The organism is Carnobacterium sp., from assembly GCF_040274945.1.
Classification (GTDB): Bacteria; Bacillota; Bacilli; order Lactobacillales; family Carnobacteriaceae; genus Carnobacterium_B.
In genome coordinates this window covers 248328-272052 of sequence record NZ_JBEMAR010000001.1, presented here as the reverse complement: position 1 = coordinate 272052, position 23725 = coordinate 248328, and the positions used below count along the sequence as shown (strand labels likewise).

Annotated in this window: 19 protein-coding genes; 18 read left to right on the top strand and 1 reads right to left on the bottom strand. The window is 36.3% G+C overall.

From position 1 onward, the window contains the following. The first annotated feature begins 158 nt into the window (after positions 1–158). From coaBC to ABS916_RS01240, 10 genes are all read left to right on the top strand, one after another. Positions 159–1364, top strand: coding sequence for a bifunctional phosphopantothenoylcysteine decarboxylase/phosphopantothenate--cysteine ligase CoaBC (coaBC, locus tag ABS916_RS01285; protein WP_350450190.1), 1206 nt, complete (start codon positions 159–161; stop codon positions 1362–1364). 14 nt (positions 1365–1378) lie between these two features. Continuing rightward, complete coding sequence (gene priA / locus ABS916_RS01280) at positions 1379–3793, top strand: primosomal protein N' (RefSeq protein ID WP_350450189.1); 2415 nt, start codon at positions 1379–1381, stop codon at positions 3791–3793. Between the two features lie 48 nt (positions 3794–3841). Then, positions 3842–4336 carry a peptide deformylase gene (def, locus tag ABS916_RS01275; RefSeq protein ID WP_350450188.1) on the top strand — a complete coding sequence of 165 codons (495 nt, stop codon included), beginning with the start codon at positions 3842–3844 and terminating at the stop codon, positions 4334–4336. Beyond that, positions 4333–5286: a methionyl-tRNA formyltransferase gene (gene fmt, locus ABS916_RS01270; RefSeq protein WP_350450187.1), complete on the top strand. Its 954-nt coding sequence runs from the start codon at positions 4333–4335 to the stop codon at positions 5284–5286. Before def ends, fmt begins: the two co-directional genes overlap by 4 nt. Next, positions 5276–6652, top strand: a complete 1377-nt coding sequence (gene rsmB / locus ABS916_RS01265) for a 16S rRNA (cytosine(967)-C(5))-methyltransferase RsmB (protein ID WP_350450186.1) — start codon at positions 5276–5278, stop codon at positions 6650–6652. The genes fmt and rsmB overlap by 11 nt, the downstream gene beginning before the upstream one ends. Positions 6653–6981: 329 nt before the next feature. Next, positions 6982–7743: a Stp1/IreP family PP2C-type Ser/Thr phosphatase gene (locus ABS916_RS01260; RefSeq protein WP_350450185.1), complete on the top strand. Its 762-nt coding sequence runs from the start codon at positions 6982–6984 to the stop codon at positions 7741–7743. Then, the gene (gene pknB, locus ABS916_RS01255) at positions 7730–9721 is read left to right on the top strand and encodes a Stk1 family PASTA domain-containing Ser/Thr kinase (protein WP_350450184.1); all 1992 of its coding nucleotides are present in this window, start codon (positions 7730–7732) and stop codon (positions 9719–9721) included. The genes ABS916_RS01260 and pknB overlap by 14 nt, the downstream gene beginning before the upstream one ends. Positions 9722–9868: 147 nt before the next feature. Then, positions 9869–10771 carry a ribosome small subunit-dependent GTPase A gene (gene rsgA / locus ABS916_RS01250; RefSeq protein ID WP_350450183.1) on the top strand — a complete coding sequence of 301 codons (903 nt, stop codon included), beginning with the start codon at positions 9869–9871 and terminating at the stop codon, positions 10769–10771. A gap of 10 nt (positions 10772–10781) precedes the next feature. Continuing rightward, a complete protein-coding gene (rpe, locus tag ABS916_RS01245) occupies positions 10782–11432 on the top strand; it encodes a ribulose-phosphate 3-epimerase (RefSeq protein ID WP_350450182.1) in 651 nt (216 codons plus the stop codon). A 1-nt stretch (position 11433) separates the two neighbouring features. Next, entirely contained in the window at positions 11434–12081 is a 648-nt protein-coding gene (locus ABS916_RS01240) for a thiamine diphosphokinase (RefSeq protein ID WP_350450181.1), read from the top strand. A gap of 62 nt (positions 12082–12143) precedes the next feature. Here ABS916_RS01240 and rpmB read toward each other — a convergent pair whose 3' ends face one another. Then, positions 12144–12332: a 50S ribosomal protein L28 gene (gene rpmB, locus ABS916_RS01235; RefSeq protein WP_035022537.1), complete on the bottom strand. Its 189-nt coding sequence runs from the start codon at positions 12330–12332 to the stop codon at positions 12144–12146. Positions 12333–12579: 247 nt separating this feature from the next. Between rpmB and ABS916_RS01230 the strand changes: the two genes are divergently transcribed. From ABS916_RS01230 to ABS916_RS01195, 8 genes are all read left to right on the top strand, one after another. Then, on the top strand, positions 12580–12942 hold the full coding sequence (locus ABS916_RS01230; protein WP_035022540.1) for an Asp23/Gls24 family envelope stress response protein: 363 nt from the start codon (positions 12580–12582) through the stop codon (positions 12940–12942). 67 nt (positions 12943–13009) lie between these two features. After that, positions 13010–14683: a DAK2 domain-containing protein gene (locus ABS916_RS01225; RefSeq protein ID WP_350450180.1), complete on the top strand. Its 1674-nt coding sequence runs from the start codon at positions 13010–13012 to the stop codon at positions 14681–14683. Positions 14684–14835: 152 nt separating this feature from the next. Further along, the gene (gene recG / locus ABS916_RS01220) at positions 14836–16884 is read left to right on the top strand and encodes an ATP-dependent DNA helicase RecG (RefSeq protein ID WP_350450179.1); all 2049 of its coding nucleotides are present in this window, start codon (positions 14836–14838) and stop codon (positions 16882–16884) included. Positions 16885–16965: 81 nt separating this feature from the next. Then, complete coding sequence (gene plsX, locus ABS916_RS01215; RefSeq protein WP_350450178.1) at positions 16966–17976, top strand: phosphate acyltransferase PlsX; 1011 nt, start codon at positions 16966–16968, stop codon at positions 17974–17976. 127 nt (positions 17977–18103) lie between these two features. Further along, positions 18104–18346, top strand: coding sequence for an acyl carrier protein (gene acpP / locus ABS916_RS01210; protein ID WP_350450177.1), 243 nt, complete (start codon positions 18104–18106; stop codon positions 18344–18346). A 184-nt stretch (positions 18347–18530) separates the two neighbouring features. After that, entirely contained in the window at positions 18531–19226 is a 696-nt protein-coding gene (gene rnc, locus ABS916_RS01205; RefSeq protein WP_350450176.1) for a ribonuclease III, read from the top strand. A gap of 24 nt (positions 19227–19250) precedes the next feature. Further along, positions 19251–22823 (top strand): chromosome segregation protein SMC, encoded by a 3573-nt coding sequence (smc, locus tag ABS916_RS01200; RefSeq protein ID WP_350450175.1) that lies wholly within the window; start codon positions 19251–19253, stop codon positions 22821–22823. Positions 22824–22905: 82 nt separating this feature from the next. Continuing rightward, positions 22906–23715, top strand: a complete 810-nt coding sequence (locus tag ABS916_RS01195) for a Cof-type HAD-IIB family hydrolase (RefSeq protein ID WP_350450174.1) — start codon at positions 22906–22908, stop codon at positions 23713–23715. Positions 23716–23725 lie beyond the last annotated feature (10 nt).

The window sequence follows — 23725 nt, the reverse complement described above, 5'->3', positions numbered from 1 at the left end:
ACTTTGAAGCATTTTTATTTTGAAATCTAGCCATACTAAATAGGGTAAATTCATTAATACTAAGAATTGGCGGATAGTTAAGACAAATGCTTTTATTTCTAGTAAAATAGGAAAGAGAAGCAACATTAATTTCAAGGTTTTGTCAGGAGGAATGCCAGTTGTTAAAAGGAAAAAAAGTTGCTGTATACGTTACCGGGGGTATTGCGGTTTATAAGGCTTGTGATTTGGTGAGGCGTTTAATAAAAGCAGGAGCTATTGTTAGAGTAGCTATGACGGAATCTGCAACAGAATTTGTTACCCCTTTAACGTTTCAAATTTTGAGCAAGTACCATGTATATACAGATACATTTGATGAACGCGAGGGCGACAAAGTTAGTCATATTCATTTGGCGGACTGGTCAGATTTAGCCGTAATTGCTCCAGCAACAGCCAATACGTTAGCGAAGATAGCGCATGGCATTGGAGACAACTTTGTGACTACTGCATTATTGGCTACCACAGCACCTGTTTTTATTGTACCTGCTATGAATGAGCATATGCTTGAAAATGCAGCCACGATAAGAAATTTTCAGTCGTTAGAAAACGATGGACATTTTATTATGGAACCAGACACAGGTTTTCTAGCTGAAGGATACGAGGGAAAAGGGCGTTTTCCTGAACCAGAAAAGATTGTTGAAACCATTCAAAATTTTTTAATCCAAAAAGAAACTCATTTGCCGTTAAAAAATAAAAAAGTTGTCATAACAGCTGGTGGAACTAAAGAAAGAATCGACCCTGTTCGCTATATTACAAATGATTCTTCGGGTAAAATGGGATACAGTTTAGCTAGTGCTGCTCGTGATCTAGGAGCAGAAGTTTGTTTGATCTCTACTTCCAAGACACTAAAGACACCTTATGGGGTAGAGATAGTATCTGTTGAGACTGCTGAACAAATGCATCAAGCAATAAATGCTGAATTTAAAGAGGCAGCAATCGTTATTATGGCGGCAGCAGTGTCTGACTACCGTCCAGATCATGTTGCGAATAAAAAAATTAAGAAAAGTGAACAAGAAATGACACTGACATTGGTCAAGAATACAGACATACTAGCTACTTTAGGGAGTCAGAAAAACGACCAATTTTTAATTGGGTTTGCTGCTGAAACGCACAATGTTGAAGAGTATGCTCAAGGAAAACTAAAAAAGAAAAATGCAGATATGATTGTAGCCAATGATGTATCTAAACCCTATGCAGGATTTAATAAAGATACAAATGAAGTAACTATTTTTATGACAGATGAACAGCCAATAGAATTGAAAGTAAATAGTAAGCAAGCAATAGCGGAAGAAATTTTAGCCGTTGCTCTTACTAAAATGAAAAAGTAAAGGTGTGAGAATGAGTGGTTTCAATTGCTAAAGTAATTGTGGATGTTCCAACAATGCAGACAAACAAACCTTATGATTATCGTATTCCTTCTGAATTCGAACAAGATATTGTTCAAGGAATGCGTGTGGCCGTTCCGTTTGGTCAAGGAACTAGGCAAGTCCAAGGCTTTGTTGTTGATATTACTCACTCAACAGATTATGAAGGCGAGTTAAAACCCATTGTTGGTCTAATGGACTTAACAGCGGTTCTTGATAAAGAAATGCTGTTATTGGGCAAAGAAATGGCGCGCAAAACGTATGCCTTTCAAATAACGTGTTACCAAACAATGTTGCCAGCTATATTAAAAGCAAAATATGAAAAAAAAATCCGACTCATTGATGAAATTTCTGAAGACTTATTTTTTGAACTGTTCAAAGGAAAAAATGAAATCAAATGGGAAGAAGCGGAAGAAAGAGCCATCTTGCCGCAGTTGATCGAGTTAAAGAAAAAAGATGCTGTTGAAGTAATATACGAAGTTAAAAATCAGGCAAAGACCAAGAAAAAAAGAATGGTTCGAGCGAATTTATCCTTTGAGCAGTTTGAAGATGAAAAACTAACTTTAGGCAAACGAGGTCCAAAACAACGCCTTCTTCTTGATGTATTGCAATCATTCAATGAGCAAACAATCAGTGTGAATGAACTTACTAAAAATACGGAGCTTACAGCAGCGGATATTCGAACAGGTGAAAAAAAAGGGTGGTTAACGATTGAAGAAGTTGAGGTTTACCGTGATCCGTTTAAAGATAAGACCTTTAGACAAACCGTATCCTTTCAACTGAATGAAGGACAACAAAATGCGATTCAACCTATTTTGAAAGCTGTATCTGAAGAAAGAACGGAAGTTTTCATGCTAAAAGGGGTAACTGGAAGTGGGAAGACGGAAATTTATTTGCAGACCATTGCTCAGACCCTTCAAAACAATAAAAGTGCTTTGATGCTTGTTCCTGAGATAGCATTGACTCCACAAATGGTGAATCATTTTAAAGGGCGATTTGGAGAAGAAGTAGCCGTTTTGCACAGTGGGTTGTCTGTTGGTGAAAAATATGACGAATGGCGAAAAATTGAACGTGGCGAAGCTCGGGTTGTAGTAGGTGCTCGGTCATCAATTTTTGCACCGGTTAAAAATATCGGAGTGATTATTATTGATGAAGAGCACGAAGCTACGTATAAACAAGATGAAAACCCAAGGTATCATGCTAGGGATGTAGCAATATGGAGAGCAAATTACCATAACTGTCCTGTTATTTTAGGAAGTGCTACTCCTTCATTAGAGTCGAGAGCCAGAGCGCAAAAAAACGTGTATAAATTGTTGGAATTGCCAACACGAGTCAATCAAAAAGGCTTACCTGATGTTGAAGTTGTCGATATGAGAGAAGAATTAAAAAACGCTAATCGTAGCAGTTTCTCAGTTCTTTTACAAGAAAAGATACGAGATCGAATAGCAAAAAAAGAACAAATTGTGTTGTTATTGAATAGACGTGGCTATTCTTCTTTTGTGATGTGTCGAGACTGCGGATTTGTCTTGCCTTGTCCGAATTGCGATATATCCTTAACGTTGCACATGGATACAAAAACAATGAAATGCCATTATTGTGGTCATGAAGAAAACATTCCACATACTTGTCCAAGTTGCAGAGGAAGTAAGATACGCTATTATGGTACTGGAACGCAAAAGATTGAAGAAGAATTAAGAGATGTTTTGCCAGAAGCAAAAGTGATTCGCATGGATGTGGATACAACGCGTAAAAAAGGGGCGCATGAAAAGTTGTTAGCTTCTTTTGGAAATGGCGAAGCGGACATTTTATTGGGTACACAAATGATTGCAAAAGGGTTAGATTTCCCCAATATTACTTTGGTGGGTGTTTTGAATGCAGATACAGGATTAGGCTTGCCTGACTTTAGAGCGAGTGAGCGGACATTCCAGTTGTTAACACAAGTAAGTGGACGTGCTGGAAGAGCTGAACTAACAGGTGAAGTAATCGTTCAAACCTTTAATCCTGAGCATTATGCGATTCAGTTAGCTAAAGAACATGATTACGATACATTCTATAAACAAGAAATGATGTTACGACATCGTGGGAATTATCCGCCTTATTTCTATACAATTTTGATCACAACTAGTCATGAAGAAGAACTAAAAGCTGCGAAGAAAATGCAACAAATCGTTCAACACATTAAGCCACAGTTGCAACCAGAGACCATTATGTTAGGGCCAACACCAAAAGCTGTTGCTCGTATGAACAATCGCTATTATTACCAAACAATTATTAAATACAAAAGCGAGCCGCATTTAAAGGCTGTTTTGCAAACGATCTTAGTGGAATCTCAAAGAGAAATGGCTAAAGGGTTACAAATTGCTATTGACTCGGAGCCAATGAATTTTATCTAGCACTTAAGCTTTATGTTATTAAATAGTTTAAAAGAAAGAGGGTCAATCATGTCCGTATTACCAATATTAACTTACCCAAATGCACTACTGACTACTCCTACAAAAGAAGTAGAGGAAATTACAGATGAAATCATCCAATTATTAGAAGATATGCATGATACTATGGTTGCAAATGATGGTATTGGAATTGCAGCTCCACAAGTAAACAGCAATCTTAGACTAGCTTTAGTAGAAATTGACGAAGAATCAGGATTGTTTGAAATGATCAATCCACAAATTGTACAATCAACTGGTGAAACCATTGATGTAGAAGGTTGTTTAAGTTTTCCAGAAGTATACGGGACAATAAAAAGAGCCGATACTATCGTGTTAAGATTTTATGACCGTAATGGAGATGAATTTGAAGTGGAAGCTGATGATTATCTTGCACGTGCATTCCAGCATGAGTTGGAACACTTAGATGGAAAGTTATTTACAGATAAGATTATTCAAAAAATTAAACCCGAAGATTTAGAAAGTTATATGGAGGCGAATCTAGAATGATAAAAATCGTATTTATGGGAACTCCTGCTTTTTCCGTTCCAATTTTAGAAGCATTGATTGATTCAGAGTATGAAGTGATAGCAGTGGTCACTCAACCAGATAGACCGGTAGGAAGAAAGAAAACCTTGACGGCTTCACCTGTTAAGGCAGCTGCTGTTCAACACGGTTTGCCCGTTTTTCAACCAGAAAAAATTTCGGGTTCTTCTGAAATGGAGGCACTAATCGCTCTTGAACCAGACCTGATCATTACTGCAGCGTTTGGTCAATTTCTACCACAAAAATTATTATCTGTTCCTAAATATGGCGCAATCAATGTACATGCTTCTTTGTTGCCTAAGTATCGTGGTGGCGCTCCAGTCCACTATGCTCTTATGAAAGGCGAAAAAGAGACTGGTGTTTCTATTATGTACATGGAGAAAAAAATGGATGCAGGAGATATACTCTCACAAAAAGCTTTAGACATTACTCGGAATGACGATGTTGGAACGTTATTTGATCGTTTAAGTGCCTTAGGTAAAGACTTATTAATGGATACCTTGCCTAAGTTATTGGCTGGAGATATCACGCCAGTAAAGCAAAATGAAGAGGAAGTTACTTATTCGACAAACATTAAACGTGAAGAAGAATTGGTGGATTGGACTAAAACAGCAGCCGAAGTCGATTATCAAGTTCGTGGCATGCGCCCTTGGCCAGTAGCGTATACTTTATTAGAGGGAAGCAGACTGAAGTTATGGGATGTGACACCTACTGAAGAAAAAACAACAGCTGTTCCCGGAACCATTATACGGATTGAAAAAGAAGCGATCTATATAGCTTGTGGGAATCAAACAGTTGTAAAAATAAATGAAGTTCAACCAGCTGGGAAAAGTAAAATGACTGTCATGGCTTTTTTAAGTGGAGTGGGCAGCCAACTAAAAGTTGGAGAAAAGGTAGGGTCAAATGGAAACTAATCAAACACCTGAAAAAAGAAATGTTAAGAAAACAAGTCGTTATTTAGCGATGTCGATTTTGGAACGAACAGATAAAACGGGTTCGTATTCGAATTTGTTGATCAACGAAGCCATTCAAAAAAACAAACTAAGTGCAGCTGATGCGCGCTTATTAACAGAATTGGTATATGGTGTTCTACAGCGTAAATTAACATTGGATTTTTACTTGTCTCCATTTTTAAATGAAGATAAAAAAATTGATATCTGGGTACGAAATCTACTAAGATTGTCCATTTATCAAATGATTTATTTAGATAAAATCCCGGTTCATGCTATTTTATTTGAAGCTGTTGAAGTAGCTAAGAAAAAAGGTCACGTTGGAATCAGTAAGTTTATAAATGGCGTTCTAAGAAATGCTGACCGTAATGGATTTCCTAGTGTTGAGAAAATCGCAGACCCAATTGAACGTTTAAGCATTGAGTTGAGCATGCCAAGATGGCTAGTAGAAAAATTCACTGCAGATATTGGATTAGAAGAAACTAAAAAATTAGGTGAGTCGTTACTCCGTCCGAGCCATTCAAGCGCACGAGTAAATGAGAAGTTTTTGACGGTTGAAGAAGCGTTAGAAGCTATGGAAGAAGAAGGATTTGATGTTCGGAAAAGTATGATTTCTCCAGTTGGTATCGTCAGTGATGGTGGACACTTTGCTTCTTCACCACTGTTTCAATCTGGACAATTAACGATTCAAGACGAATCATCTCAATTAGTTGCACCAGCTTTACAACTTGAACCACATCATCAAGTATTGGATGCTTGTGCTGCTCCAGGTGGTAAAACAACACATATTGCTTCTTACTTATCTGTTGAAGAGGGTGGAAAAGTAACGGCACTTGATCTTCATGAACACAAAGTAGCTTTGATTACCGAAAATGCTAAAAGAATGCATGTGGAAGATGTGGTAACAGCAATGAAATTAGATGCTAGGAATGTAGATCAAGAGTTCTCAGACGAACAATTTGACCGTATATTAGTAGATGCGCCGTGTTCTGGTTTAGGATTAATGAGACGTAAGCCTGATATCAAGTACACTAAAAAAGAAAAAGATTTGTTGAATCTTCAAAAAATACAGCTTGGTATTTTAGAACAAGTAGCTCCAAAACTAAAAGTAGGTGGACTTTTAGTTTACAGTACGTGTACAATAGCAAATGAGGAAAATAAAGAAACGGTTGAGAACTTTCTAGCGGCACATGCTGATTTTGAAAAAGTTCCTGTTAGAACTGAAGAATCACTATCAGGTTGCCTGAAAGACGGATTTCTTCAACTTTATCCGCATGATTTTGGAACAGACGGCTTTTTTATTAGCTGCCTAAGAAAAATACAGAACTAAATTTAGTTTAAATCAACTAGTAAAAAACAACTAACATTGGAAATGGAAGAATAAATATTTGGGTCTGAATTATTCGATACAGACGTTCTCTATACTATTTCAGGATAGAGAGAGGTCTAAAACTAAAAATGGTTAGTCGATCAGTATGATCCATGTTTGATACTTTCTTCTATTTCCTTTTGTGTTGTCTTTTTTATATGTGTTGAGTGATTAAATTTCTGTATCATTTCACTAAGGCTTGCTTATTCAAGCCTTAGTGAAATGATACAGAGCGTTGATGATCAGTTAAAAATAATGGAATGACTTATTGAAAGGTATGTGGTGAAACAATGGAAGTTGTATTTCGCAGTGATACCGGCAAGAAGAGGAAAAACAATCAAGATTTCGCCGGTTATTTTATAAATAAACAAAATATTACATTGGCAATTTTGTGTGATGGGATGGGTGGACATCGAGGTGGGGATGTGGCTAGTGAAATGGCCGTCTCGCATTTAGGTCATTCATGGGAAGAATCAGATGTACACAATGCTGAGCAGATCACACAGTGGATGTTAACACGCATCAGTCGTGAAAATAAACGCATCCTTGAAAAATCACGCAAATTTTCTGATTTAGAAGGAATGGGAACAACACTTGTTGCGACAGCACTTGTAGAACAAGAATTTGTGATAGCGAATATTGGCGACAGTAGAGGGTACCACTATACTGGAGGGCGTTTAACTCAAGTGACAGAAGATCATTCATTAGTTAATGAACTGGTTAAAAGTGGAGAAATTTCTTCAGAAGACGCTGAAAATCATCCTAGAAAAAATGTATTGACTCGTTCGTTGGGTGTTACAGATGAGATAGATATTGATGTAACGATTTTACCAGCCTTACCTAACGACCAAATGTTGCTCTGTTCAGATGGGTTAACGAATATGGTTGAAGATGAAGAGATAAAAGAAATTTTAAGTACCCAAAAACCACTAGATGAAAAAGTTGAAACGTTAGTTACTATGGCTAATGATCATGGAGGCAACGACAATATAACCATTATATTAGTTCATACAAATGCAGAAAGGAGGGATAGCATTCATGGAAATGGGTAAAAAATTAAACGGACGTTACAAAATAATTGGTACGGTCGGCTCGGGCGGTATGGCAAATGTTTATCTTGCCAGAGACTTGATTTTAGAACGAGATGTGGCTGTTAAGGTCTTGCGTTTTGATTTCAGAGATGATCAAGACACCATTCGCCGCTTTAAACGAGAAGCGCTAGCTGCGACTGAATTGATCCATCCTAATATTGTTAGTGTGTATGATGTTGGTGAAGAAGAAAATAATCAATACATTGTTATGGAATACATTAAAGGAATGGATTTGAAGCACTATATCCACAGCAACTTTCCTATTCCTTATCAAAAAGTTCTTGATATTATGAGACAAATTTTGGCAGCTGTAGCAGAAGCGCATAATAATCGGATCATTCATAGAGATCTAAAACCGCAAAATGTTTTAATCGATGAATCAGGTGTCGTAAAAATAACTGATTTTGGTATAGCAGTAGCGTTATCACAAACGTCGATCACTCAAACAAATTCTTTATTAGGATCGGTCCATTACCTTTCTCCAGAACAAGCAAGAGGAGGAATGGCAACCAATCAATCTGATATCTATTCATTAGGGATTATTTTATATGAACTGTTAACAGGAAATGTTCCTTTTGAAGGCGAATCAGCCGTATCGATTGCGTTAAAACATTTTCAAGAATCTCTCCCTTCAGTGAAGGATTTTGATCATCGAATTCCACAAGCTTTAGAGAATGTTGTTCTTAAAGCAACAGCAAAAGAAACAATTGATAGATACCGTTCGGTGCAAGAAATGGCTTCTGACTTAGCGACCTCGTTATCGCCGCAAAGAATCAATGAACCAAAATTTGTTCCAGCGAGTTTAATGGAAAAAACAAAAGTATTGGAACCAATTGTTCCGGTAGCCCCTACTACTCTAGTAGAAGGGAAAACCTCAGAAGATAAAGAGGGACAAAAGGGTAAACCAAAAAATGAAACGGTTAAAGAGAAAAAGCCTAAGAAGAAAAAGAGAAAAATTATTTGGTTGACACTGTTATTACTTTTATTAGTTGCTGCCGGTAGTGTGGTCGCATTTGCACTTACAGCTCCAAAAGATATCTCAGTGCCAGATGTAGTAGGGCTGTCGGAAGATGAAGCTGAAGTGGTACTTTCAGAAGCTAAATTACAAATCAGTAAGACGATCGTAGAGACAAGTGAAAATGTTGAAGAGGGACTGGTCACGAGAACTGATCCTGAAACAGGTTCCAGTATTAAAGAAGAGACCGATGTTACTCTATACATCAGTTCTGGAAAAGAGACAGTTTCTTTCAAAGACTATACAGGTGAACCCTATGAAGAAGTTCGAGCAGAACTGATTGATCAAGGATTCGAAACTGAGCGAGTTGATGCCAGCAGCGATACTTACCCAGAGGGAACGATTATTGAACAAAGTGTAGTTGAAGATGAAGAAGTAGTTCCCAGTGAAACAACAGTGACATTGACTGTAAGTACCGGCGAAGCCATGATTGAAATGAAAGATTTGGCTGGGTATTCTGAAAAAGGTGTACAAGACTATGCCAATGAAAATGGGTTGACGGTTACAATTAATGAAGAGTATTCTGAAGAAATTTCAGAAGGTCAAGTGATATCACAAGATCCTTCTGCAGGAACATTGTTATCAAGTGGCTCGTCATTCTCCGTTGTTATTTCACTAGGTAAAGCACCCGAACAAAAATTTTCTAAAACGGTAACTATACCGTATGCTGAACCAGAAATAGAAGAACCTGATGAATCAAGTACTGAAAGTGGTTCACAAGAATCAACACCCGTACCGAATGAAATTGTTATTTATATCCAAGACAAAGAACATTCTTTAGAAAATGAATTTCAGAAATTCACTATTACCGAAGATTTTGAAACAGTTATACCATTTGTTCTTCAAGAGGGCGAAGTAGGTACGTATCGAATTGAACGTGATGGAGAAGTGATAGAAGAAAATACCAATGTAACACCAGAATAAACAAAAAAAGGCTTGAAAGACTGAAAAAAACAGTCTTTCAAGCCTTTTTTTGCTGTTCATGAAACTTATTAACTATGATTAAAATCTTGCTTTCTTGGGTTTCATTCAGTAGAGTATAAAAGAGAACGCGTTATAGGAGGGGTTTTATTGCCGGAAGGTCAAATCAGAAAAGCATTAAGTGGTTTTTATTATGTCTATTATCAAGGAGAAACCTATCAAACAAGGGGAAGAGGGAACTTTCGAAAAAGGGAATTAACGCCTTTGGTTGGCGACTATGTCTTATTTGAAAGTGGCAATTTAAAAGAAGGTGTGGTACAAGATCTCTTACCTAGAAAAAATGAATTGGTCCGTCCACCTGTGGCCAATGTGGACATTGGTATTGTAGTGATGTCAGCTATCGAACCTAACTTTTCAACAAACTTATTAGATCGTTTCTTGGTCACTTTAGAGAGTAAAGGAATCCAAGCTATCATCTACATAAGTAAAATTGACTTGTTAACAGATGAACTATTGCAACAACTAAAAGAAAAAGAGCGAGAGTATGAAAAAATGGGGTACCCCATTATCGTGCCTGAACAAACGGACAACAAAAAATCTTTAGAGGAATTAACTTCTTATTTCCCTAATAAATTGTCTGTTTTTATGGGCCAATCTGGTGCAGGGAAGTCAACATTACTGAACAGTATTGCACCTGATCTAGAACTGAAAACAGCTGAAATTTCAAGTTCTCTTGGCAGGGGAAAGCATACGACTAGACACGTTGAATTATTGCCTTTATACGGGGGATTAGTGGCGGATACTCCTGGTTTTAGTTCAATCGATTTTTTAGAACTCGAAGCAGAAGAACTATCCGCATGCTTTCCTGACTTTGTTGAAGTGCAAGATGACTGTCGATTTAGAGGGTGTATGCATAAAAAAGAACCTGGGTGTCAAGTGAAAAAAGAAGTAGAATTAAAGACAATACCAGCATACCGTTACCAACATTACTTGCAGTTTTTAGATGAAATTGAAAGTCGTAAACCAAGATACGACAATAAACATAAGAAATGAGGATGAAAAAATGAAATTAGCACCATCTATTTTAAGTGCAGACTTTGCAAACTTAGCAAGAGATATTCAGTTAGTAGAAGATGGAGGGGCAGATTACATTCATGTTGACGTAATGGATGGACATTTTGTACCAAATATTACATTTGGTGCAGATACTGTAGCTGCTATTCGTCCGGTAACAAAATTACCGCTGGATTGTCATCTAATGGTAGAGTATCCTGAAAATTACATTAAACAATTTGCTGCAGCAGGTGCAGATATCATCACTGTGCATCCTGAAAGCACACCTCATATTCATCGTGTCATCCAGTTGATAAAGGACCAAGGTGTTAAAGCAGGGATTGCTGTGAATCCAGGAACACCGATTGAAACGATGGCGCATGTGTTAGGAATGGTAGATTTAGTTTTAGTAATGACAGTTAATCCTGGTTATGGCGGACAAAGCTTTATTCCTGGAATGTTAAAAAAAATAAAAACAGCAAAAGAAATAAAAGATAGAGAAGGCTATACTTATGAAATACAAGTAGATGGAGGGATAGCTGAGCAGACCGCTAAACAATGTAAAGAAGCGGGAGCGACAGTTTTTGTTGCGGGTTCATACATTTATAATGCAGAAGATCCATTGAACCAACTAAACTTATTAATGGATGCGGTAAGATAAGATGGAACACATAGCAATTATGGTCGGCGGACCTTATGAGCGCATTCCAGCAATAAAAAATAGCCAATCAAAAGAACTCATTTGGATTGGTGTTGATAGAGGGGCCTTGCGATTATTGGAGCACGGAATTGTTCCTAAGATCGCCCTTGGAGATTTTGATTCAGTCACAAAGGAAGAACTAAAAATAATAAAAAAAGAAGTTGCTGATGTTCGCGTTTACAAAGCGGAAAAAGATGAGACCGATACAGAGCTGGCTGTCCAAATAGCTTTCGATGAATTCAAACCAGACAGTGTCTCTATTTATGGAGCAACTGGTGGACGAATGGACCATTTATTAAACAATATTTATATGATCTTCCAGTCTAAATTGTTCGATCATGCTGCTAAAATACGTCTACTAGATGTGCAAAATACCATCTTATACTTTTTGCCAGGTACGCATACTATAGCAAAAGAGCAAGATAAGAAATATCTTGCATTCACTTGCCTATCTCCTGTAGAAAAATTATCGATACAAGATGCCAAATATCAATTAACTGATGCGGATTTTTCTCATCCGATTTCGTTGGCAAGTAATGAATTTATTACAGATACAGTAAAATTTTCTTTTGAATCGGGAATGATAGCCGTTATTCAAAGTAAAGACTGAAAAAGAATAAACAAAAAAGAACCTTTTCCATGATGACGGGAAAGGTTCTTTTTTAAGTAAAATTATACGCGTGCAACTTTACCAGATTTAAGTGCTCGAGCAGATACCCAAACTTTTTTAGGTGATCCGTCAACCATGATACGAACTTTTTGTAAGTTTGCACCCCAAGTACGTTTTGTTTTGTTCATAGCGTGAGAGCGGTTATTTCCGCTTCTTGCTTTACGTCCTGTAATTACACATTCTTTAGCCATTAGTCTTTCCTCCTTTGCCGATATATCGAAGCAAAGCTTCAATCAATACTCATACTTCAATAATTTATCATAATTTAGTTGCCTTTGCAAGAACTTCTTTCAAGGAAATTTACTTGACAGCCTTTTATTGTTTCCTTAGTATTATTTAAAAATGAGGAAACTTAGTTTTTCTTTTCTTATTAGGTCTGCTATGATAAAATGTAGAGTAGTAATTTATGGCTTGCTAGCCAAGAGGAGGATTTTTAACATGGCAGTTAAAATCAAAACACAATTTGGAACAATAGATATCTCAAATGAAGTTATTGCGACCGTTGTTGGTGGTGCCGCAACCGAAATTTTTGGAATCGTTGGTATGGCAAGTAAAAGCCAAATACGTGATAATTTAAATGATATACTAAAAAAAGAAAACTATTCACGTGGAGTAGTCGTTCGTCAAGAAGACGACGGTGTTGCAATTGATATTTATATTATTGTTAGTTACGGAATAAAAATTTCTGAAGTTAGTCGTAATGTGCAAGAAATTGTGAAATACAATTTGGAAACAATGTTAGGTGTTACAGCTAACACTGTAAATATCTATGTTCAAGGTGTTCGCGTATTAAATGATTAAAAATGATTAATCAAAGAAGAAATAGTTACTAATACTTATTAAAAAGTAACTAAGGAGGATATATGTAGTGAAAGTTACAAAATTAGAAGGTAAGCAGTTTCGTTTGATGATAGCAACAGGAGCTAATCGTTTAGATAAGAATGCGGAATATGTAAACTCATTGAATGTTTTTCCGGTTCCAGATGGCGATACAGGTACCAACATGAATTTATCTTTAGCAAGTGGTGCTAAGGCAGTTGCAAATACAACTTCTGAAAGTGTTGGCGATTTGTCAGCAGCCCTTTCTAAAGGGTTATTGATGGGGGCTCGTGGAAATTCTGGGGTTATTTTATCTCAATTATTTAGAGGATTCGGCAAAGCTATTGAAAATAAAGAAACGGTGTCTTCTAAAGAGTTTTCAGAAGCATTCACTAAGGGTGTTGAAACAGCATATAAAGCCGTTATGAAACCTGTTGAGGGAACCATTTTAACTGTAGCTCGCGAATCAGCTAAAGTTGGTGAAAAAAAAGCAAAAGAAACAGATGATATTGTTGAAGTTATGGAAGCCATTGTTCGTGGGGCTAAAAAATCTTTAGCTAAAACGCCTGATCTATTACCAGTACTTAAAGAAGTAGGAGTTGTAGACAGTGGTGGACAAGGTCTTTTGTTTATTTATGAAGGATTCTTAGAAGTATTGTCTGGTAAAATTGTAGAAGAAGATATTTATCAACCTTCTGCTGAAGAAATGACAGAGTTGGTTAATGCTGAACATCATAGAAGTGTGTCAAACCATATCCATACTGAAGACATCAAATTCGGTTATTGTACAGAAATTATGGTTCAAATTGGTAAAGGTGAAACCGTTGATAGTGAATTTGATTATGATACATTCCGTAATCACCTAAACGACATCGGGGATTCTTTATTGGTGGTTTCTGATGACGAGATCGTTAAGGTCCATGTTCATACAGAACATCCAGGAGAAGTAATGAATTATGGACAAAAATTTGGTTCATTGCTGAAAATTAAAGTGGATAATATGCGTGTTCAACATGAAACGATTCTTGAAAATGAATCCCCTCAGCCTGTTGAAAAAGCAGCTAAAACACCTTATGGTATCATCGCGGTTGCAGCAGGAGAAGGCGTTCAAAACTTGTTCAAAAGCCTAGGCGTAGATTATGTCATTAGTGGTGGACAAACCATGAATCCAAGTACAGAAGATATTCTTAAAGCAATAGAAGAAGTAAATGCTGAGAAAATTATTATCTTGCCAAACAACAAAAATATTTTTATGGCGGCTGATCAGGCTGCAGAAGTAAGCGAATTGTCAGTAGTCGTTATTCCTAGTAAGACTATTTCTCAAGGTATGACTGCAATGTTAGCATTTAATGAGTTGAATGACTTAGATACTAATAAAGCTGAAATGATGAGCGAATTAAAAAATGTTGTTAGTGGACAAGTAACAAATGCAGTAAGAGATACTGAAATCGATGGGATGGCAATCAAAAAAGACGACTTTATGGGGATTATTGAAGGTAAAATCAAAGTATCTCAATCCAACCGTAAAAATGTTACGATTGAAACCTTGAAAAAAATGATATCAGAAGATAGTGAAATTGTAACTATTTTACTTGGAGAAGATGGAGACGAAGCTGAAGCCGCTGAGATTGCCGCCGAAATTGAAAATCTCTTTGAAGAAGTAGAAGTTGAAATTCATGACGGACAACAACCAGTTTATCCGTATATCTTGTCAGTAGAATAATTAAAAAGACAAAAATAGAACCGGATGTTATTCCTAGCCTATTTTTGTCTTTTTTAGTCAGTTTAAAGAAAATAAATAAAGTAGTTATTACACTAAAGGGAGGTAAGCGACAGGTTAAAAAAGCTGAAGCGGTTTAATCTGTTTAAAAATTTATGGCTAAATCAATTTATGATTCTGTTTCGGTCCTCCCTTACGTTGGTGAAAAGCGTTTAGAGGCTTTGCATCAATTAGGTATCCATACTATTTCTGATTTGCTTTCTCATTATCCAATTCGTTATGAGGATATTCAAGAAAAAGATTTATTAGAGATAGAAGACCAAGAGAAAGTAACGTTAAAAGGAAATGTGGTTTCAGAAGCAGTAGTCAGTCGATTTGGACCCAAAAAGAATCGATTGTCTTTTCGTTTAATCATTGAGCATGCAGTAATAACGGTGACTTTTTTTAATCAAGCCTACTTAAAAAGTAAAATCGTTACTGGAGAAGAAATTGCTGTATTTGGAAAATGGGATGCAAAAAGAAAAAGTTTGACTGGCATGAAAATTTTAGGCACCAAATCAGGTTCTGAGCAGGGAGATTTTGAGTCAGTTTACAGTGCAAATAAACACATTAAACAAAGTACGATATTGCAATTGATCACAGAAGCTTTTAAACTCTATCAAGAGCATATCCCAGAGGTTATTCCTGCAGAATTAAGAACAAAATATCGTTTGATCTCTCATCATGATGCTGTTTATGCGATGCATTTTCCAGCTTCAGAAGAACAAAAGAAGCAAGCCAGAAGAGAAGTTGTTTTTGAAGAATTCTTATTGTACCAAATGCGCATGCAGATTGTACGAAAAAAGCAAAAAGCTATGGGTAAAGGAAATACACTAAATTACAATGTGAATGATTTGAGAAATTTTATTGAGACCTTGCCTTTTGAATTAACGAAAGCACAAAAAAGAGTAGTGAATGAAATCTGCAGTGATTTAAGGCAACCGATTCACATGCATCGTTTACTCCAAGGAGATGTTGGGAGCGGAAAAACAATCGTAGCTGCGATTGCTTTATACGCTGCCACGAACGTTGGCGTTCAATCGGCCTTGATGGTGCCTACAGAAATTCTTGCTGAACAGCATATGGAGAGTTTAACAGAATTATTCGACCCACTTGAAGTGAGAATTGCATTGTTGACAGGTTCAACAAAAACAAAAGAGAGACGTAATATATTGGAACAATTAGCTAATGGTGAATTAGATGTTCTTATAGGCACGCATGCATTGATTCAACAAGATGTTTATTTTTCTCGCTTAGGGTTAGTTATTACCGATGAACAACATCGTTTTGGCGTAAATCAACGGAAATTATTAAGGGATAAGGGAAAAGATGCGGATGTTTTATTTATGACGGCTACCCCTATACCTCGTACCCTAGCGATTACGACATATGGCGAAATGGACGTTTCCATTATTGATGAAATGCCTGCAGGAAGAATTCCGATTCAAACCACATGGATTAAACCGAAAAATTTTGAAAAAACGCTAGAATTTATTGAAATTCAGTTAAAAAAAGGATCACAAGCCTATGTAATCTGTCCGTTGATTGAAGAATCGGAAAGCATCGATGTTAAAAATGCGACTGATATTTATGAAAAATTATCAGCTTATTATGGCGATCGCTTTCAAGTGGGTTTGTTGCATGGGAAAATGAAGTCAGCCGATAAAGAAAGCATTATGGAAAATTTTAAAGAAAAAAAACTACAAGTTCTTGTTTCCACTACAGTAATCGAAGTAGGCGTAAACGTGCCGAATGCAACGACTATGATTATTTACGATGCAGATCGATTTGGATTGTCTCAATTGCATCAGTTAAGAGGTCGGGTTGGTCGAGGAGATAAAGAATCCTACTGTATCCTTGTTGCAAATCCAAAAACTGAAAATGGAATGGAACGGATGAAAATCATGACGGAAACAACAGATGGTTTTTTACTAAGTGAAAAAGATTTAGAACTTAGAGGTCCTGGAGATTTGTTTGGCAATAAACAATCTGGGATACCTGATTTTAAAATCGGGGATATCGTGGGAGATTTTGGAGCTTTGGAAGCAGCTAGACAAGAAGCAGTTCAATTGATCAATCAAAAAGACTTTCTAACAAACGAACTTTATCAACCGATTAGAGAAGCTGTTGGGTTTAATGAGTTAGAAGGACTAGATTTTAATTGAGGTTCAATCATGATTAGTGGTAATATCTATTAGGAACGTAAAGTTTAGAAATGTTGGAAGTTAACTAGGGAGGCAAATGATTTGAAAATTGCAGTAGATGCTATGGGCGGAGATAACGCACCAAAAGCAATTGTTGAAGGTGTCATGATGGCAGCTAAAGAATACAATGATATTGAATTTCTTTTATATGGAAAAGAAGAGTCAATAAGAAAATACTTAACAGATGAAACAAATATTACGATTATTCATACAGATGAAAAAATAGCGAGTGATGACGATCCTGTTCGTGCAGTTCGTCGCAAAAAGAACGCTTCTATGGTTTTAGCGGCGCAAGCTGTAAAAGATAAGGAAGCAGATGCTTTGTTTTCTGCAGGAAATACAGGCGCATTATTGACTGCTGGATTATTGATCATTGGAAGAATTAAAGGTATTGATCGACCAGGATTGTTAGTTTCATTACCTATAATTGGAACAGAAAATGGAACATTTAATTTAATGGATGTTGGTGCAAATGCAGACACTAAACCAGAAAACATTCACCAATATGCGATATTGGGAAGTTATTATGCTCAATTCGTTCGAGGAATCAAAAATCCAAAAGTTGGCCTTTTGAATAACGGAACAGAAGAAAACAAAGGAAATGATGTAACAAAAAGAGCTTACCAACTGTTAGCTAATAATACAGATATTAACTTCATCGGAAACGTTGAAGCACGTGAATTGTTAGGTGGAGCAGCGGATGTAGTCGTTACTGATGGTTTTACTGGAAATGCTGTATTAAAAACAATTGAAGGTACAGCTATGTCTATGATGAAACTTATTAAAAATGCTGTATATGAAAATGGCACAAAAGCTAAATTAGGTGGATTATTATTAAAAGATAGTTTTTCTAATATGAAAGATGTTATGGATTACTCAAAACATGGCGGAGCAGTGTTATTCGGAGTTAAAGCGCCTGTTGTCAAAACTCACGGATCAACAGAAAAAGATGCTGTGTACCATACAATTAAGCAAATTCACGAAATGTTGGAATCACATGTTATTGATGACTTAGTTCACTATTTTGAAGCAAAAGAACTAACGGCTGAATAAGTTTTTCTGAACAAAGAAAAAGGCAGCCCTAAAAAATAGTTGGACAATATTTGTGAATATCGTTAAAATGAGTAAAGTGATATTAATTTACCAATAATAATAAAGTCAAATGCGGAGGTGTAACAAATTGTCTACTAATGAAACTTTCGAAAAAATAAAAAAAATCATTGTTGAAAGATTTGGCATTGATGAAGAAAAAGTAACTAAAGAACTTACTTTTAAAGACGATTTAGGTGCTGATTCTCTTGATGTTGTAGAATTAGTTATGGAATTAGAGGATGTCTTCGGAACAGAAATATCTGATGAAGATGCTGAACAAATCGCTACAGTTGGAAATGCAGTAACCTATATCGATCAACACAAAGACTAATAGTGTTATCCAGAGTCGCTTAACTTATTTTGAGTTTAGCGACTCTTTCTTTTGATATAATTGATACAGAGAGATCCTACTCTTGTTGAACGGTAGAGTATAAACCTAGAAATGGTTTATTTTTATGACTAAACACAGTATAATGAAAGAGCATGGAGAAATTTTTATAGAAAGGAAGAATACAATGGATGACGCATTTTTAACACAATTAAAGACTAAGTTTGATTTGGTTTTTCACGACCTTTCTTATTTAGAAGAAGCATTCACCCATTCATCATATGTGAATGAGCACAGGAATCTTGAATTAAAGGATAATGAAAGAATTGAATTTTTAGGAGATGCGGTACTAGAATTAACCGTATCAAGATTTTTATACGAATTATATCCTAACTTGCCTGAAGGAAAATTAACACGATTGAGAGCGACTATTGTTTGTGAAGCTAGTTTGAGTCAATTCGCAAAAGAATACGAATTCGATCAATTTATCCGTTTAGGTAGAGGCGAAGAACGTATGAATGGACGAAAACGTCCAGCATTACTTTGCGATTTATTCGAGTCCTTTATTGGAGCGTTATATTTAGATCAAGGAATAGATAGCGTACTATCTTTTCTTGAACAAACGATTTTTCCAAAAATCAAGTCCGGTGCTTTCTCACATGTGATGGATCATAAAACTAATCTACAAGAGTTTTTACAACAAAAAGGTGAAATTGGAATCGACTATCAATTAGTTGATGAAATTGGTCCGGCACATCAAAAGGCCTTTGTGGTAGAAGTACTCGCTGAAGGGCAAGTACTTGGACAAGGACAAGGGAAAACTAAAAAAGCAGCTGAACAAGTGGCTGCAGAAAATGCATTACTTGCTTTGCAAGAAAAATAGTACAGGAGAAAGGAGCCAGTAGTTGTGCAATTAAAAAGAATAGACATCGCTGGTTTCAAATCATTTGCGGATAAAACAACAATTGAGTTTCATGATGGCGTGACAGCTGTAGTAGGTCCTAACGGAAGTGGGAAAAGTAATATAACAGAAGCCATTCGTTGGGTTTTAGGGGAACAATCAGCAAAGAACCTACGTGGTGGAAGAATGAACGATGTTATTTTTTCAGGATCTGATACAAGAAAACCAGTCAACTTAGCTGAAGTTACGTTGATACTAGAAAATGAAGATTATTTTTTGCCTTTAGAATTTAGCGAAATAAGCATTACGAGACGATTGCATCGAAACGGTGAGAGTGAATTCTATTTGAATAAACAAGCTTGTCGTTTGAAAGATATTGTTGACCTTTTTATGGATTCGGGATTGGGAAAAGAATCTTTTTCGATTATTTCTCAAGGGAAAGTTGAAAGTATTTTCAACAGTAAGCCAGAAGAAAGAAGAGCAATTTTTGAAGAAGCAGCCGGTGTACTAAAATACAAAACACGTAAGAAAAAAGCCGAACAAAAATTAACTGAAACCGAAGAAAATTTAAATCGTGTCCAAGATATTGTCTATGAACTGGAAGGGCAAGTTGAACCTTTGAGAGAACAAAGCAGTATAGCGAAAGACTTTTTATCTTATAAGGAACAATTGACCGAAATGGACATTGCTTTAACGGTTGTTGAAATTGAACGTTTGAAAGTAAATTGGGATGAAAGCAAACATGAAATGAGTTCGTTTGAGAAACAATTAGTTGAAAAGCAACTAAGTTTATCGGATTGTGAAACGCAATTGAAACACAAACGGAAACAAAAAGCTGAATTGACTGATGAAATTGAAAAAACTCAGCAAAAATTGGTTGAAACCATTCGATTATTTGAACAGACTGATGGTCAAAACAATGTTTTATCTGAACGCAATAAATACACCACTGAAAATCTGCAGCAACTTGAAGCTACTAAAGAGCAAGCAAACCAGAGAGTGATTCAATTAGAGCAACAATTAAAAGGGATCGATGAAAACCTTGCCGAGAAAACAAAACAAGAACGACAATTAAAGTCAGAACTTATAGCTGTTGAAAAAGAAGCCTTGTCTCTTTCTGGAAATTCAAAAGAGACGATTGAGAGTTTGCGAGATGAATATGTTGATTTAATGCAAAAACAAACCAGTTTGCGCAATGAGCAAACCTATCTTGAGCGAAGCTCTTATCAAATGGCACAAAAGAACTTGAAATCAACCGCATCAGTCAGGGAACTTGAACAAACAATTGGAAAAATTACGGAAGATTTCACACATATTGCTGAAGAATTAACGACTACACAACAAGAGATTGCTCAGAAATTGTTGTTTTATCAAGAGAAACAAGCGAGCATTCAAACTAAACGACAAGAATTAGAAGCGAACGAGACGCGTATGTATGACGCTTTAAAAGTTGTGCAGCAGGCAAAAGCAAAAAAAGAAAGTTTGAAAGAATTAAATGAAGATTATGCTGGTTTTTATCAAGGGGTAAAAGAAGTTCTGAAGCGCAAAAAAGACATCGGTGGGATCATCGGAGCTGTTGCTGAATTGATTGAAGTACCCAAACAAGCTGAGTTAGCTATTGATATTGCACTCGGTGCAGCTAGCCAAAACATTATCGTTCAAGATGAGCAAAGCGGACGTAAAGGTATTCAATATTTAAAACAAAAACGTATTGGCCGAGCAACATTCTTACCTTTAACTACAATAAAAGCTCGTTATCTACCAACGTCTGTAGAAAATAAGGCTAGCAGTTGTGATGGTTTCTTAGGAATTGCAAGTAAATTGATTGCTTATCCTGAAGCTATTGCAACAGTTATGCAAAATTTATTGGGAACAACCATTGTTGCCAAAGATTTGTCCTCTGCTAATACCATTGCACGTGAAATTCAATTTAAGTACCGTGTAGTAACTCTTGAAGGCGATGTGATGAATGCCGGGGGTTCAATGACTGGTGGAGCGAGCAAGTCTGGTAATCAGGGGAGTTTATTTGCTAGGAAAAATGAATTAACAAATTTAACTAAGCAAATCGCTCAAATGGAAACAACTTTGACGGAAAAAGAAATAGAAGTTCGCACAATGAAACAAGAAATAAAAATAGAAGAGGCAAACTTAAACGAATTACGTGAACTTGGAGAAAAACAACGCTTGAAAGAACAAGAACTAAAAAACCAAGCGGAAACATTGGAAGAAAAACAAATCCGGTTAACAAGAGAGTTAAAAGCTGTCCAATATGAATACAATGAAGCAAAAGAAGAAGTAGAATCCTATGAGTTGAAAAAAACGGAGTTAACGGAATCTTTGCAAACGGTCAAAAAAGAAATGGAGCACATCAATCATCAGATTTTACTAGCTTCTTCTCAAAATGAAGAGCGTGAAAAAAATCATACATTGGTTAATGAAAAGCAACAACAACTAAGAACGAGATTGGCTGCTTTAAAAGAGCAATTGCTTAGTTTGAAAAAAGAACAAAAAGCGGTCTCTAGTCAATTAGATGATCAACAGAAAGACATTACGACCATCATTAGCCGAATGGAACAAATGACGCATTCTGATGGTACACATCAGATGACTAAAAAAGAATTAAGCGACCAGTTAGCGCAATTATCAGCGACAAAACAGACGCTAGAAAATCAATTATCAAAAATAAAAAAAGAAAAAGTGCTTATTGAAGAGCAATTGAATGAAATTGAACAATTAACGACATTAACGAATAATCAAAAACATTATCTGTTAGAAGAAAAGGCAAAAGCTGAAGTTTCAATGAATCGTACAGATGTTGCAATTGAAAATCGCTTAACTTATTTAAATGAAGAGTACAGTATGACTTTTGAAGCGGCTAAAGAAAGCCATTTGCTTGAGGTCTCTTTAGAAGAAGCGACACGTAAAGTGAAACTTCTGAAACAAAGTATTGAAGAGTTGGGTTCTGTTAATCTTGGTGCTATCGAAGAATTTGAACGTGTGAATGAACGGTATTCTTTCCTTGTGGATCAACGTGAAGATTTGATAGAAGCAAAAGTTAGTTTGTATACCACGATGAATGAAATGGATGAAGAAGTGAAGCTTCGCTTTTCTGAAGTGTTTGAAGATATTCGACTGAAATTTTCCGAAGTTTTCCCGCAGATGTTTGGCGGAGGATCAGCTGAATTACGGTTAACAGATCCTAAAAACTTGTTAACGACCGGTATTGAGATCATCGCTCAGCCTCCTGGTAAAAAGCTACAGCAGTTAAGTCTCTTGTCTGGAGGGGAACGAGCATTTACAGCAATTGCTCTAATGTTTTCAATTATACAAGTCCGGCCAGTACCGTTCTGTATTTTAGATGAAGTTGAAGCCGCCCTAGATGAGGCTAACGTCATCCGATTTGGACGATATTTAAAGCGTTTTGATGGAGATACTCAATTTATCGTCATTACTCACCGTAAAGGAACAATGGAAGAAGCTAATGTTCTTTATGGCATAACCATGCAAGAATCTGGTGTTTCTAAAGTTGTATCTGTTCGTTTAGAAGAATTAACAGAAGCACATGTAGGAATAACCTAGAAACGATAGAGGAGGAAAGGTCGATTAGTGTCGATCTTTTTTTCCCTTTTAAAGTAGTTATTAAAGAGATTGGAGTTAAAGCATGATTAAATTAGTTGCAATTGATTTGGATGGTACATTATTGAATGGAAAACATGGCATATCAGATGAAAATAAAGAAGCAATAAAACAAGCAAAAGAACAAGGCGTAAAAGTAGTCCTTTGTACCGGCCGTCCTTTGTTAGGAATGATCGCCTATTTAGAAGAGTTAAATTTAAGAGAAGCTGGAGATTATGGTATTACTTACAACGGTGGTCTAGTACAACGTACAGATACTGGTGAAGTATTATCTAAGACAACATTAACAAAAGCTGAAACAGAAGAAATTTTTGAACTAAGCAAACAGATCAATCTCCCTTGTAACTTCATTGATTTAGAAAAAATTTATGAGCCGCCATACCCTAAAGGGAGAGACTCGCTCTATCCAACAGTCATGTCAGCATTATCATATGTTCCAATAGCAATGGAAGAAGTACCAGAAGATATTGCCATCAATAAGACAGTGTTTTGTTACACTCAAACTGATTTAGATGAAGCAATCAAAAACATCCCAGTTCATTTTTATAAAAAATATACGATAATGAAATCTCGTCCAATATTATTAGAACTAATGCCTAAGGGTGTAGATAAAGGGAGTGGAATAGCTGTTTTAGCTGATTTACTAGGTTTTGAAGCATCAGAGGTAATGGCATTAGGGGATGAAGCTAACGATGCAGCAATGATTGAATATGCAGGTATGGGAGTAGCCATGGGAAATGCTACGGATGACATCAAATCCATGGCTCAGTATATTACTAAAACAAATGAAGAACATGGTGTGGCACATGCCATTCAAAAATTCGTGCTCAATTAAACAGTAACAT